6 protein-coding genes are annotated in these 15,569 nt (G+C 49.9%); 3 read left to right on the top strand and 3 right to left on the bottom strand.

Going from position 1 to position 15,569, the window contains the following annotated elements:
- Nucleotides 1-284 precede the first annotated feature (284 nt).
- Nucleotides 285-7,166 carry a T9SS type A sorting domain-containing protein gene (locus ACO08I_RS17925; protein ID WP_421946666.1) on the bottom strand — a complete coding sequence of 2,294 codons (6,882 nt, stop codon included), beginning with the start codon at nt 7,164-7,166 and terminating at the stop codon, nt 285-287.
- Between the two features lie 276 nt (nt 7,167-7,442).
- Between ACO08I_RS17925 and ACO08I_RS17920 the strand changes: the two genes are divergently transcribed.
- Both ACO08I_RS17920 and ACO08I_RS17915 read left to right on the top strand, forming a co-directional pair.
- A complete protein-coding gene (locus ACO08I_RS17920) occupies nt 7,443-8,813 on the top strand; it encodes a sigma-54-dependent transcriptional regulator (RefSeq protein WP_282776461.1) in 1,371 nt (456 codons plus the stop codon).
- A 30-nt stretch (nt 8,814-8,843) separates the two neighbouring features.
- Nucleotides 8,844-12,101, top strand: a complete 3,258-nt coding sequence (locus ACO08I_RS17915; protein ID WP_421946665.1) for a PAS domain S-box protein — start codon at nt 8,844-8,846, stop codon at nt 12,099-12,101.
- A gap of 582 nt (nt 12,102-12,683) precedes the next feature.
- On the opposite strand, the gene ACO08I_RS17910 is transcribed toward ACO08I_RS17915, so the two are convergent.
- Nucleotides 12,684-13,568 carry a bile acid:sodium symporter family protein gene (locus ACO08I_RS17910; RefSeq protein WP_282776451.1) on the bottom strand — a complete coding sequence of 295 codons (885 nt, stop codon included), beginning with the start codon at nt 13,566-13,568 and terminating at the stop codon, nt 12,684-12,686.
- 84 nt (nt 13,569-13,652) lie between these two features.
- Between ACO08I_RS17910 and ACO08I_RS17905 the strand changes: the two genes are divergently transcribed.
- Nucleotides 13,653-14,792 (top strand): VWA domain-containing protein, encoded by a 1,140-nt coding sequence (locus tag ACO08I_RS17905; RefSeq protein ID WP_282776449.1) that lies wholly within the window; start codon nt 13,653-13,655, stop codon nt 14,790-14,792.
- On the opposite strand, the gene ACO08I_RS17900 is transcribed toward ACO08I_RS17905, so the two are convergent.
- Nucleotides 14,789-15,565 (bottom strand): hypothetical protein, encoded by a 777-nt coding sequence (locus ACO08I_RS17900; protein WP_282776447.1) that lies wholly within the window; start codon nt 15,563-15,565, stop codon nt 14,789-14,791. The two genes, ACO08I_RS17905 and ACO08I_RS17900, sit on opposite strands and share 4 nt — an antisense overlap.
- Between the last annotated feature and the right edge of the window lie 4 nt (nt 15,566-15,569).

The raw sequence follows: 15,569 nt of genomic DNA, 5'->3' as shown, positions 1-15,569 counted from the left end.
CACCTTCGTAGCTAAGGCTACGAGGTTCCGGGCGCTCTTTGATCTGGCAAAAAATCCTAATCCATGGTCTATACAAAACCTACATTAATAAAATCTAATGAAAATTGCGATAAGCAGGTGAATTCATAAACTTGCTTACCCTTAATAATCCATTTTTGGGGGTGCCTTCCGGGGCATCCCCATTTTTTTGTCCGGTATACCACATGAAAAAGCCAGGCGCACATTCTGTACGCCCGGCATCATCATGAAACACTATATTTATCGTTTGGCACAGGCCCGAATCCTTAGTCTGCCAATATCATCATGCGCTTTGTTGCCACATGCGTTCCGGCCTGCAAGGTGTACTGCAATATACCTTCGGGTAAGCCCGCTTTATTTAGCGTGACCGCATTGTACCCCTTTTGGCCATCCTGCTCGATCGTCTTGACCACACGCCCCGCTATATCACTGATGGTCAGTAAATAGCGTGCTGCCTCAGGTAATTCAAAGCCAATTACGGTTTCGTCGCGGAAGGGGTTAGGGTAGTTTTGGTGCAGCTCAAACCGGTCATTGGCATTAACTCCGTTTATGCGGCCGTAAAACTCAAGCCCGAACTCATACAAGTCACCACGCTCGCTGTAGGCTTCCGCAATGGTCACCCGGGAATTTGTCCGCATTACTTCACTGAGAATCAGGTTTGACTTTGCCCGCAGCTTGATGGAGAATAAGACGTCATTCGGCCCAAAATAGTCGGCCAGTTCATCTTCTGACTTATTCCAGCTCAGGGTAACCATACCGTGGCTCGTGAAGGAGGTACCGATATACTTCGAGTCCATACGGCCCGGGATGACATCCATAAGCTCTACCGCCTCTTCTTCGAAGAAAAGCGTACCCTGGTAACCACCTACTGACTGGATATCCTCGGATGTGATATAGATGGTGTGCTCATCGCCGGCTTCCAATCGACGGTCTTCCAGGTTGAGGACGAAGACCCCGTCAAAGTCTCGCTCATCAATACCTACCAGGTTGTTAGGCTGGGCATCGCCATTGACATCCCCAATCTTAATTGCTACGAAGTTGGCATTAGCAATGCCTGCCTGAGGGATATCATTGATGTTCAGCACCTCGGGGAACTGCTCTGCCCAGGGGTTGGATGGATTGGGGAAGATGTAATCTGCCTCTACAAACCGCCAGCTGCTGTTGTTGGTCAGTTCCACTTCGTCGCCCAGGATGAGCTTCCGCAGTACGATCATGTCAAGTGTGGACACATTGCCCGAGTTGTTGACGTCTGCTGCAATAATCTGGTAAGGCGTACTAAAGGGCTGAATACCCAGAATATGCTTATTCATAAGTAGGAGGTCGAAGGTGGAAACGCCATTCAGGTCATCACCATCCCGTGACGGGGTGACAGTGTAGTCCTGCCCCGGTGTGAGCCCTTCAAAGGTAAAGGAACCATCTGCACCCGTCACCAGCCATCCGCCGTTCTGTCCGCTCAGGTTAATTTCCACTTCCTCCACATGGGCGCCTGCCGGTGTTTCAATACTGCCCGCTGCGGCAGCAGTAGGCTGAGCACCGCTGCAATAATTAGCATTATCCTGTACAAAGAGGAAGGTTTCACAGCTTGTGCTGTTGCCCACAGGATCCCATGCATAGACTTCCACCATGACGAGACCAGTATCTGCACAGCTGAAATAGATGCCGGTGCTATCTACGTTAGGCTGATCGCCCAGGCGGTTGATAGAATAAGTGACTTCGCCGGAGCAGTCTGTAAGATCCCCGATCACAAAGTCATCTGCCCATACATCACCGATACCGCTATCTGCCACGCCATCACCATCAGAGTCGTAGGCATCAAGCTCTACTGCCAGCCCGTTCAGGCAAGACAATGTAGGTGTTGCACAATCAACCACTTCAAAAGGCAGGCTCTGTACCGTGCTATTGCCACAACCATCGCTTACCTGCACCTCAAAGCGGTGGCTACCGATTGGAAAGGACCCGGTGATTTCATAGCTCGGGAAGTTGGCTACTACCATATCGGTTAGTGTAAGCTCCATATCCAAAGAACCATTGTTTCCGGCATCCAGAAATACACGTACTTCCAGAATGTCGTTATTGGCCGTACCCATCACGCAATCGTCGCTGACGCTGAAGGTGTAGTCCACCTGGCCTTCACAGGTTTCGTTGTCCAGGCTACAGAAAGGAGAAGCTGGTGTGAAGTTGATGGTTGGCGTAGCTTCGTCAAAGACAGAGATAATCTGTGTGTACTGGTAGAAACCGCCATCGTAGTCTGCCCGCTGCCAGTAGTCGTCAAAGCCCTGGCAAAGGTTTTCGCTGGCAAGCGGATTATTGTTGGGCTCCGTTTCGTCATTATCCCGGTCGATGTAGGTAAAGCCATTCGGGCGGTGCAGGACAAATACGGCTTCCTCGCCATTCTCCGTATCGCAGTCCGGATCACGGCTCACGATGAAAGGATCGCTTACGCCATCGTACTGGCACCAGTTCATCACCCGCCAGGTACGGTAGATTTTGTAGCACTCCCCGTTGGTAGGCTCAAAGATTTCATCTTCTGAACTAACGGCAAGCATATCGCAACCCAAAGCACTATAAGTAACTGTATCAGCCTGAGTAGCCCCGCAAACCGCGGCATTGTCTGCCGGGAAGCGAATTTCATAATTGTGCACCTGTTCTACTGTGATCAGCTGCTGGCAGTCACCAGTGCTCACGTTACCAAATCCATCTGTGGCAGTGAAACGGCGTAGAATGGTGCCGGCATTGCAGTTCATGTTTACAATTGGTGTCAGCTCCGTAGTGGTGGCACCGCAGTTATCGTTGGCGGTCGCCGTGCCAAACAGCTGCTCAAGCGCTACAGGGTTTTCTACGTCAAAAGCCAGTGGCAGGTCTGTACAATCAACGGTAACATCAGCCGGAGCAATACAGTCAGGCACAGCAAGTTCCCCTGGCACCACCTGTACCATACAGGTATTGATGTTGCCATTGACGTCCACAACCCGTAATTCTACCATGACAGGCTGCCCGGCATCGCAGCAGAAGAAGTCTACGTAGGGGCCAAAGTTGGAAAAATCGTTCCCACAGCTGGCGGTTTGATTGTTGTAGCCATTGCGGCGGACTGCCAGGTTCTCTACACCGCAGTTGTCCCATGAGCCATTGTTGATATCTTCGGCGTAGACACGGCCGTAGTCCTGCCCACCAATGGAAACGACTGTATTCTGATCACAAACTGCCGTCGGCGCTACATTGTCTTCCACTACGAAAGGGAAGAACCGCGTCGTGCTGTTGCCACAGCCATCCGTTACCGTGTAGCGGAAGTAATAGTCACCAATAGGAATGCCAGAGACTACACGGCTCGGAGCATTCCACCCGATGACTCGCACCACTACGGTATCTGTTTCTGTACCGATCAATTGGCCGTTGCTGTTAAATGTGCTGTCGATATCTTCCCGCACAATAGCGGTATGCACTTCATAGTCGGAGCAGTTCTCCTCCACTACGGGAAGTGGCGCCTCAAAGGCGGCCTCACAGCTGAAGGGGCTGTTAGAGAAGACCGGCATATCAATTTCGCCATCTCCGTTGTAGTCGATATCCGGTGCGGTTACGATAGGTGCGGAAAAGTCGCCGACCTTGATCCACTGCTGATAAGTATAGAGCGTGCTCATGTCGCACCAGTCAAATATTTGCCAGGTGCGGGCAAACTTATAAGCGCCTGCACAGAGTGGAATCTGGGCACCATCCTGAAAAGTAGCTGCTACATCGCAGAAGGCATAATTGAGCTCTACCACCCCAAAAACAGTATTGATATAAGGGTAGCCTGTGACTGTCGGCGAGGGGTAGCCGTTAGGCAGTGTCGCGTAAGTTGCCTGGCAATCAATAGGCAGGTTGTTGGTTGGCAGGTTGACATCCACTTCAGGATCAGGGCGTTGCAGGGTAATGGTTTGCACCGCAGTAGAACTGTTACCCGCTGCATCAGTCGCAGTGAAGGTCCTGGTAATCACCGTGACGCCACAGTCGCCTCCAATATGGCTGTAGGTATCTTCGAAAGAAAGCGCCACATCCCCGCAGTTATCTTCAATAACCGGTGAACCGGTATACTGAAGGCTGTTCGGGTTATTGAGCAGGGAGTCCAGGTCTTCACAAAACAACGGTTGATTGTACGTCACGGGAGCAAGGACAAACGGTGAGAACGTCACGGTTTCTACCATCGCTGAGTTGAAAGTGGTGTCGAAAAGCCCGGCTTGACCTGGTCCGTCAGCAAGGATAGTATAGGTGTAGTTACCGGTTTGTGCCGGCTGCTGAGAACTTGTGAGCAGGGTATAGGTGGTACCTTCAGTCAGCAGTATATTTAAAGCAATATAAGGAATGCCCGTGCCGGTCGTACCTTGCAAATTTGTGCCCTCCGCGACAATATTGTGACAAGGGTTAGAAGCACTGTAGCTCCCCTCAAAAAGCGCCATGGCTACGAGCCCGTCTGCAAAGTCGGAAGTCACCAGGAAAGTATAAAACCCGGTTGCGTCCACTTCCACCGTTTGCAGGTTGTAGTAACGGGTACTATTGCCGCTCAAGCCGTCCAGGCAAATGTAAGTGGGCGCATTGAGCGTAGGCATGGTATTTGCCAGGCTCCCTTGCAGCACAAATCCATTAGTGCTAATGACAGCCTCATCGGTATCAGCAGGGGCAGTAAGTTCGGGCGCTTTGTTATCAATGCCTTTAACATAGCCCCAGCAGGGGATAAAGCCGTTACCAACATCCACACCAGGTGCGAGTTCAATTTCGTAAGAGAATAGGCCATGCCCGTCGAGAATCCCCCCGTTGGAAGGGTCCACGTCGTCGATGCTAATGCTAAAGTCCGCATCCGTGAGGCAGCCAAAGTTGCCGTCGAGCAGCATATCTGGCGTAATCAGGCGCTGGCACTGCGCGTCTGTAACTACGTTGATCTGATCATTGCACGCCAGATTAACCAGCTGAGCAGTGTCTTGTGTAATTCCAATACTGAAGGACTCCTGCCGTGTATTGCCGTACTCATCGGTAGCAATAATATTCACGGTGTAAAGGCCCGGGTTGATATTGGCACAGTAGGTATCGCCTACCGTATTGGTCACTGGAAATAAAGAACCTCCGGAGCCAATAAGCTGAATAAAGGGGGGGACCTCATCAGAGCAGTCATCCACTGCCTTCACCTGAAAGCACACTTCAGTCAGGCTTTCTGCACAGGCATTTAAATGCTGTTGCAGGTTTTGATTAGGATAAATGATGATGGGGGCAATCGTATCTGGCTTGTTGGTTACATTGAGCCGGGTGAATGCCTCTGTGGTATTGCCCGCTCCATCGTTATAAATAACCAGTAGTTCTGCGCTGTCTAAATCTGGCGTCAGCAATATCGGGTAGACAAAATTCCCCTGCTCCGAAAGGTCGGCATCAAAATCAAGGGGATTGCCGTTGAGGGTAGTGGTAAGATCATCGCTGCTGATGACTTCATCGCAATCATCAGTAACCTGCACCTGCATGTTGATCCAAAGAGAATCCTGGCAGTAAGGCAATGCGTAGGTGAAGTTACCGGGTAAGGCAATCTCCGCCGGAAGATCTGCTTCCTGCACAACTTCCAGCAGGATGTTGCTCACTTCCACGCCCTGATAAGATACATTGACACCGTAGAACCCAGGGTCCAGAAACCCGGAAAGCTCAAAGTAGGCAAAGCCGCTTTGCACATTGGTATACCCTACATTCAAAGACGCACCTGTTACTTCAATATCGGGCTGCACGTTAGTGCCCGGCGTGATGTTGCAGTCAAAAATATTACCGGAGAAGATGACAAATGCATCCGTCTCACAGGCTGTTACCGTATATTGTGTATTGCCGCTTACGTCCACGATCGGCGCCGGGCTGTCTCCCTGTACCACTGTAATATCAAAGCTGTAGATAGCCGTATTGCCATAATCATCAAAGGCTTCATAGCCGACAGTGTAGGTGCCAGGGTTCAGATAAGAACCAGAGGCAGGGCCCTGCGTTTGAATGATTTCGGCATCTATATCGCAATCATCAATAGCGATAACTGACCAGTTGACGGGCACTTCATTATCACAGGAAGGGGTCTGTACCAACAGGCCGTCAGGGCCCTGAAAGACCGGAGGCCGGTTGTCTACAATCTCGATTTCGAATTCAGCCGTAACCTGATTGCCATCCTGATCTGACGAAGTGATGGTGAGTATATTAGTACCAATGGCAGCGAACCCCTCCAACACATAGGCATCGCCGGTATTAATCAGGCTGACACTGCCCCCTGGAAATACAGCTGTATTATTGGTAAAGGTTTGAATGGTAGCACTCACCTGAGCATTGTTGCAGTTATCGCTGGTAGTAATCAACCACAAGAACTGTAAGCCACAATTGCCCTCCGGCAAGTTGAAGGTAGAGGTAGCTGGTGGTGTAATACCGATATTGGAGGTAATATCAAGCGATGGCATCTCGTCATCTGTAGAGGCAATAGAGAAATCTACGCTTATGCCATCCACACAGCTGCTGTTCAGGTTGCACGTACCTGGGTCAACTAAAGTTAGCGTCGCCGTATAGCTTCCTACGGCCAGGTTACTAAAAGTAACGAAGTTACTGCTCGTTGCACTCTGCGTCACGCCATTGACCGTGATGCTGTAAACAGCACCGCAGCTTTGATCATTGACCACGAGCATGGCCATACCATCCGTTGCCTCCGGGCAGGATGTCCCTTCTGAGCCGGCAACGCTCAACACCGGCAGCAGGTTTTGAATCTCACCACCCTCAATAATGCCCTGAATGGAAGCCGCAGTGCTGTTATCGCACTCTGAGGTCACTGCGAAGGTGTAATCCGTGCCGGGTGTAAGTGAGCCGGGAGCTACCGTAAAGAAGGTATCCGTCATATTCGCAAAATCAAGGACAGGATTACCCTGATTCATAATATCGGCAGAATAGGTATTCGCACCAGGAGCTGATGCCCAACTTATTGTCACCGACCCGTTGCAATTGTACTGTACCGGGTTCAGTACAGGTGCCGAGCAAGTAGGCATCTGGTAAGCTTCCGTACCATGATCAGTGGCCCGGGCCTGGTTGATTGCGAATAGCATAATCGCCAGTAACAGGCTCATCAGAAGCGCAGGCTGTGGGGGGTACTGCTTTTTTCGAAGGTTAAATAAGTTGTGCATGGTTAATTGATTTTGACAATACGGTTTACAGGCAATACCGGGTCAGTTGACCGGCTTGCTATCAATCGGTTAATGAATAATGGCCCTTCCGGGCAATGAAGACGGTCTGGGAGGGGGGGGACTGAAGACCGCTGAAGAGGGCTGTAAAATGCCCTGCACGGAATATAGTTCAACAACCGTGCCAAAAACGCACCTTTGGGGTTTTCTCTAACCTATTGCTAGGAATTTTGCACCATAAACAATATCTTACCCATCAACCTGTTTGCTGATTTGCCCATGGATACCTCTTTTAGAATATTCGTCGTAGAAGACGACCCAACATATATGCGCATGCTCCGGTACTTTCTGGAGCTCAACCCTGATCATGAAGTGCACGTCTTCGATACGGGTGCCGCTTGCCTGGACAAACTGAACCTCAACCCCCACCTTATTTCTCTTGACTACTCTCTGCCTGATATGACGGGCGAGGAAGTACTCGAACGCATCAAGCATTATGACCAGAATATACCGGTGGTTATTTTGTCTGGACAACAAGATGTTGAAACGGCGGTCAAGCTCATCCGCAATGAAGGAGCCTACGACTACATAACGAAGAGTGAGGATTTCCGGGCCCGGCTTGAAAATGACATCAAACAGATCAAGCAAAAGATCGACCTTGAAGAGGAAGTTGATCAGTTGCGCCGTGAGGTAGTAGCCAAGTACGAATTCAGCAAGTCTGTTATCGGTGCGAGCCCAGCTATGCAGCGGGTATTCCGGTTGATGGAAAAAGCCGTCCGGACCAATATTACCGTTTCTATCCACGGAGAAACCGGTACGGGCAAGGAGGTCGTTGCCAAGAGTATTCATTACAACTCAACACGCCGGGACGGCAGTTTTGTGGCTGTTAATATGGGAGCCATTCCCCGAGACCTTTTGGAAAGTGAACTTTTTGGCTACGAAAAAGGGGCCTTCACCGGTGCTGTGACACGGAAAAAGGGACAGTTCGAACTTTCGGATAAAGGCACATTGTTTCTGGATGAGATTGGCGAAGTGGACCTCAACCTCCAAGCTAAGCTGCTCCGGGCTATTCAGGAGCGGGAGATCGTACGGGTAGGAGGGGAAGAACCGATCCCCTTTGATGCCCGGATCATTATTGCCACCCATAAAGACCTGGGCGAAGAAGTCAAAGCCGGACGGTTCCGGGAGGACCTCTACTACCGTCTTCTGGGGCTGACTATTGAGTTGCCTCCGCTCAGAGACCGCGGCAACGATGTCTTTCTGCTGGCCAATTCCTTTTTAAAGGAATTCAGCAAACAAAATGGGCTGAGCAGCCTTTTACTGACCAAAGAAGCCAAGAATAAACTACTGGGATACAGCTTCCCGGGAAATGTACGGGAACTTCGCGCGGTTATCGAGCTCGCCGCTGTGATGGCAGATGAATCTGAAGGCATACTTGCTGATGATATTCAGTTTAGAAGTATCCGGAAAGAAGATGCTTTCCTGACTGAAGAGTTAACCCTGGAGGAATACAAACGGTTGATCATTCATCACTTTCTGAAAAAATATGAAAATGATGTCATTAAGGTCGCCGAAAAACTCGATATTGGTAAATCAACGATTTATCGCATGCTAAAGGAAGAGAAAGAAGATGTCGAACAGGCTGGATAAACCGCCAATCGAGCAATCAGGTCATCAGATATGCACCAAATAGAAAGAACCGAGCTGGAGCGTTTCTTTGAGCTCTCGCTCGCGATAGGAACATCACTCCATGCTCAGGAGAATGCCAGATTTTTCCTGAGTAAGCTCGTTGAGTCCACCAGCCTTACTTTTGCGGGGCTGTGGCTGCGCTCCCCTTCTGGTGCCTATCAACTCGAATTCGCCTACCCGGAGCAGGCCGATCACACTTCGGCAGTCGTATCAGAAGACCATTCGACCCCAAAAACACTAGAAGACCGCCCCTTTTTCACTAAAGTGTTGTCCAAAAAAACCGAGGAAGAGCCTTTCGTATACAGCGCCCACCTGGGGAAAGGCGCCTACGGGTACTTCCAATTACCTGTTTTCAGCTTTGTGCAGATTTTCGAAGCTGACAGAGAGCAGCCATTCGAATTAAATTCTATGCAGGAGCTTTCCAAACTAATCGTAAAGTTCGGGATTTCCATGGATGCCTGCATGGTCCATGCCCGCCTGAGGGAACAGCAACAATTAGTCAGTCAGGTGCAGGGGCAGCTCGAAAAAAGCGTTGCCCAGTACAGTGACCTGTTCGAGAACATGTCTGACTCACTGGTCATTCTCAACAAGACCGACCACATCGAAAAAACCAACCGGTCGGCACAGGCTTTACTGGATATTGCGGCAAATAAGAGCGGCACAGCGCCTTCCCGGTACAAGCTAACCAATTTCATCCACCCTGACGACCGGGACAAGTTTGAATATTTTTTGCAAAAGTTACTTGACTTCGAGTCCGACCGCAACTTCAGGTGCCGCATCCTAACCTCTGGCCAACTGGAAAGGTATGTTACTTTTAATTCCACCCTCATACGCGATATAAATGGCCACCGGGCAGGATCGCGCCACATCGTACGCGATATTACCAGTCAATACGCATATGAAAACCGGCTCAGCCAACTCAACACACAGCTTAGTGCGCTTGTGGCCAACCTTCAGGCCGCCATACTTTTTGAAGATACCGAACGTAAGACCCTGCTTGTAAACAGAGTGTTCTGTGAGTTATTTAAGATACCTTATGCCCCGGAAGATCTGATAGGCGTGGATGCCACCATACTGCTTCAGGAAGTGGCTCTGCAACATACAGAGCCGGAAGCCTTCCAAAACTGGACCAGCCAGACACTCAAAGCGGGGGTATTGTCTACGGATCAGAAGTTTACCATGCCCGATGGGCAAATTCTCTGTTTCGATGCTATTCCTGTCCATTCCGGAACGGAGCACCTTGGCCTATTGTGGCAATGCCATGACATCACAGCCCGCGAAACGGCTAAAACCCGCCTTCAGGAAAGTGAGGAGCGCTACCGGGGCATCCTTGAAAATATGGAGCTGGGCCTGCTGGAGTTGAATGAACAAGGGCTCATCACACGAGCTTTCGACCGTTTCTGCACCATGTTAGGCTATGAAGAGTCCGAACTTACCGGCAGGAAACCTGAAGATATCTTTGTGGCCTCTCCGGAAATTTACCGCGACGAACTGTACCGGGCAGAACGGGCAGCTTCAGAAGCTGTTATCTATGAGCAACAGTTTATGCGCAAGGACGGCAGCACCATCTGGGCGATAGTCAGCAGTACGCCTATCCTTGACCGGCGGGGCCAACTGAAGGGCTACATCGGTATACATTACGATATTACAGAGCGCAAACAACTGGAAGAACGGCTACAAGCTGCAAAAAACCGGGCAGAAAAAGCCATACAGGCCGAACGGCAGTTTTTGGCCAACATGAGCCATGAAATCCGGACACCAATGAATGCCGTAATCGGTATGACGCACTTACTGCTCAATACGCAGCCTACCCCGGAGCAGCGGGACTACCTGGATTCGCTCAAATTTTCAGCAGACAGCCTGCTATCCCTTATCGACAATATACTGGACCTCTCCAAAATTGAAGCCAGCCAGCTCAGCCTCGAATCAAGCCCCTTCAGCCTTCGCCGTATTCTGAACAACCTCAAGCAGAGCTTCCAACTTAAAGTGAAGGATAAACCAGTAAGCGTCAATCTGGACCTCGATGAGCAGATAGACCGTCAGCTTATTGGTGACCCTACCCGCCTGAGCCAGGTTTTCACCAACCTGCTCGGCAACGCCATTAAATTTACCAGCCGGGGCACCATTGGCATCAAAGCCCGGCTTATAAAGCGCACAGATACGCACATGAGCCTGCAGTTTACAGTGTTCGATACCGGTATAGGTATCGCCAAAGAAAAGCTGGAGCTCATTTTTCAGAACTTTAAGCAAGCAGACTCGGATATTACCCGTAAGTACGGCGGTACCGGGCTGGGGCTCTCCATAGTCAAACAACTTGTTGAGCTCATGGGAGGCAAAATTTGGGTAGAAAGCGAGCCAGGCAAAGGTACCGCTTTCATCTTTAACCTATCGATGCCCATGTCTGAACAGTCAGATGAAGGTCAGGAGGCAACCCCGATTGGGCAGGCCGTCCATCAGGGCCTGCTCCGTTCTCTTTGGGTACTCCTTGTGGAAGACAACCCTATGAACCAAAAGCTGGCCAGCCATATCCTAAAAGACTGGGGGTGCCACTTTATGATTGCGAATGATGGGGAAGAGGCTCTGGAAAAAACCAGGCAACAACACTTTGACATCATCCTGATGGACATTCACATGCCCAAACTTGACGGTTGCCAGGCTACTGCTCAAATCAGAGCTGAAGAAGGCAACCCCAATCAGCACTCCCTCATTATCGGGCTAACCGCAGCGGCCCTGCTGGACGAAAAGCAGCGCGCTATCGAGGCTGGCATGAACGAGTTTATCACCAAACCTTTTTCTCCGGCTGCACTATCAAAACTTATCCTTAACAGCTTACAACTGAGCCATTCAACTAGCAAAAAGCAATTAGCCATGAATACAGAGCATGATAATAGCCAGGCCCCTGTCAAAGTCGACCTCACCTACCTGCATGAATTTAGCGGAGGAGACGAAAACTTCGTCAAAGAGATCGTTGAAACCTTTATTCAGGAAGCACCGGAAAACATCGCCAAATTATCAGAAGGGCTGATACAGGAAGACTGGGATACGGTATACAGGATGGCTCATCAGTTAAAACCTAACTATATGATGCTTGGCATGTCTGCGCAGCAGGAAACTGCGCTCTCTATTGAAAAAATAGCCAAGACAGCACCGGCAAAAGACCAAATAGACCAGCAGATCAATCAACTTGTGACAGATACGGAAAAGGCTATACCGCTGCTCAGAGAAAAACTTTCAAAGTTGCAGGCATAAAAAAAGCTAGCCACCATTCTGATTCTCAATTAAAACTTTTTAACCCTCGAGTTAATATTCGCTCTCTTATGAATGAAATCAGTACCTGGCGGCTAGCTACAAATACACCTAAAAACCCATTTATCTTGATCGCAGCACTTTTGCAGCGTAATAATCAACAGTTTGGAGAGCGTTATGGGGAGGAAGCTTCTGTTGTGATTCCCCATTATAATTGCGAAGCTTCCTCCAACATAACTTAAATGAACGTTGCCTGATTCTCAGACAGATTCGCTCTCATTACCGGTTTCAACTACTGCATAAGCTATGCCAAAAGACACAAACACCTGTAATACAATTATTTAACTACAAAGCCCCGCTCCAGGACATCCCAATTCGAGACTAATTATTCAAAATGGGAAAAAATCCCCTTTTGAGATATCTTGCCCGGACTACGGAACAAGGCTGCCATTACATGTTTTTCACATTTTAGAACAACCCAATTCTTCGTTTCTTTACCGACATCTTGTTCAAAACAAGAGATAAAGATTTAAATGTGTTGGGAGAATTGTAGCCCTCCGAGCCACGTTGCTCAGAGGGCTTTTTTTATGATGCAGCGTGCTTATCGGCAGACCACTTCGCCAGATAGCCAAAACCAAGGGTAGTAAAGAAAGAAAACATGGCGTACACTAAGGTGGGTTCAGCCATCTGTTCGTCACCAATCATCACGGTTGCCACTAACAGCGCCAGCGTAGTGTTTTGCAACCCCACCTCAATACCGATCGTAATGGCATCATAAGCACTTTCTTTCACGATACGATTGGCGGTCCAGTAGCTCATAAACATCGTAAACAAGTGGAAACCAAGCATGACCGGGGCGAGCACAGCGATATCTGCCCAACTGATTTGGCTCCCTCCGCTTTCTTCGCCTCCAAAGAATTTAATGGCAAAAACAGCTGCCAGCAATAGGGTGGTCACCACTTTCACTGGCCGCTTAAAGTGCTCTGCAAGTACCGGGAACTGCCTGTGAAATATAAGCCCCAGTGAAACGGGCAGAAGCACGATCAGCAGTACATTCAAAGACGTCTCTGTACCCGAAAGACTGAACGAGGCTGAGGTATGCATAAACACTTCTGCCCCGAGGTTGACCCCCACCGGGATAGTCACCAAAATCAGCAGGCTGTTGATCGCGGTCAGGCTTATAGAAAGAGCGGTCTTAAGCTCCAGCAAATAGGAAATAAAATTAGAGGTTGCCCCGCCCGGGCAAAGCGACAAAATAATGATGCCCAATTTCCAGGTATTGCTAACGGGCAACAACAGACAGACCAGAAAAGCCACAGCTGGCAGAAACAGCATTTGCAAACTCAATCCCAACGCTACCAGTTTGGGCCGGGCTACAATCTCTTTGAAGTCTGAAAGCTCCAGAGAAGTCCCAACGCCAAACATCGTGAGCGCTAACACCACCGGAATAAGGATATCTATAAAGGCCATATTCGTTTGAAAATATGCAAAAGGCAGGTCAATCTGCTATCTTCGTGCAAAGAAAGATAAAAGTTGAAAATTCAAAATTAAAAATTGGACGAGGCAAAGAAAACAGAACGCTGGCGGCTTATTCTGGGAAAACAGTCAGACCCTTCCGTTTCCGTCCCGTTGTCAGGGAACGCGAAGGGGATGGACAAAGTTCTGGAAGCCCTTTACGATAGTGACCGTAAGGGCGGCCTCGGCAGCTCTGCCCCAAATGTCAATCGCTGGCTGGGAGATATCCGCCGTTACTTCCCCACTCCTGTGGTCCAACTCATGCAGCGCGATGCTCTACAGCGCCTGGGCCTGGAACGCATGCTACTGGAGCCGGAATTACTCGAAGCGATTGAGCCTGATGTGGAACTCGTTGGCACTCTGCTGAGCCTGAACAAGCAGATGACTGATGAAACCAGAGCTTCAGCAAGAATCGTAATCAGAAAAATTGTACAACAACTGGAAAAACGCCTGGAGTTTCCACTTAAGCGGGCCATCCGGGGCAGCCTTGACCGGGCGACCCCCAACCGGCGTCCCCGCCTCAACGAAATCAACTGGCACCGCACGATCCGCACCAACCTGAAACATTATCAGCCGGACTATAAAACGATTATCCCTGAGCAGCTGCACGGGTATGGACGAAAGCGGTCACGGCTGAAGGATGTTTTTATCCTGGCTGACCAAAGTGGCTCTATGGCTGCTTCTGTGGTTTACGCAAGCATCCTGAGCTGTATTATGGCTTCTGTATCGGCCCTTCACACCCGTTTTATTGCCTTCGACACCTCGGTTGCAGACCTTTCTGAGCACCTGCAGGACCCGGTGGATTTGCTGTTCGCCACTCAACTTGGCGGTGGCACCGACATTGCCAAGGCCGTAACCTATGCCCGGCCGCTTATCCGCCGCCCCAATGATACCATACTCGTACTCATTAGTGATCTGTACGAGGGTGGGCGCCCGGAAAAGCTCCTTGCCCAGGCAGCCCAAATCAAGGCAGCCGGCACTCAGTTTATTGCATTGCTTGCCCTGAATGACAAGGGCGCACCTGCCTACAGCAAGGATATCGCGGCGCAGTTAGCCGTGCTCAATATCCCCTGCTTCGCCTGCACGCCAGAACAGTTCCCGGGCATGATGGCCGCGGCTATTCAGCAACGCCCTATCACAGACTGGCTCGCTCAGGAAAACATCCCTGTCAAGAACTAATCAATCAGGTGCTCTACCAGGTCATCTTCCTCCTCTGCAAGCAGTTCCGTAACATCAGCGAATGCGGCATAACTGGCACACATCAGCACAGGGAATGCCACTAATACGCCCACAAAGAACACCAGGAAACCCAGCCCAACCAGAAGCCCGAGGACCAGGAGAAAAAGAAAAAACAGGCCCCATTTCCTGCTGATGACTTTCCGGCTGGTTTCCATAGCATCCCAAAACTCCATTTCGTAAAACACAATGAAGTGATAAGCCCAGGAATAAGCGATACTGAAATAAACGGCTGGCGCCAGCAAGAGAAAAGACCATATTGGAAAAGCAGGGGGCTCAGGGGTAGCCAGGGGATTATCAATAGCATTCCATACCCATTCAAAGGTGCCCGTCAGATACCAAACGACAAGCATCGGGATGAAGGAAGCGAAAATGATCAGGTTCGTCACTAAAGCGGCTAGTGCGAGTTGCCCTACATAATCGAACCCCTTGAAAAAAATGCCAAATTCCAGTGGTTCATCCCGATGGAGCTTGTGGGCAGCAAGGTAGCCTCCTACCAAAAGGGCAGGTGTAAGAACCAGATTAGAAAGCAGGGACCCTATGAAGGGGACAAGGCTGGCAACAACTATGATCATGCCTGCCAGAAAGGCAAAGCCGATAAAGTTGCCCGCACTTTTCTGGAAGAGCGTAAAGCCCCGGCTGATATAACCGCTAAGGTCAAAGTGGTAGCCTTCCTCAATGACCGCATTGATACGATTGCGCTGTGATTCCGTCATAGAT

The sequence above is a fragment of the Phaeodactylibacter xiamenensis genome (assembly GCF_965229835.1).
Lineage (GTDB): Bacteria > Bacteroidota > Bacteroidia > Chitinophagales > Saprospiraceae > Phaeodactylibacter > Phaeodactylibacter xiamenensis.
The sequence above is the reverse complement of the archived record's forward strand: the minus strand, read 5'-3'. Positions and strand labels throughout refer to the sequence as shown.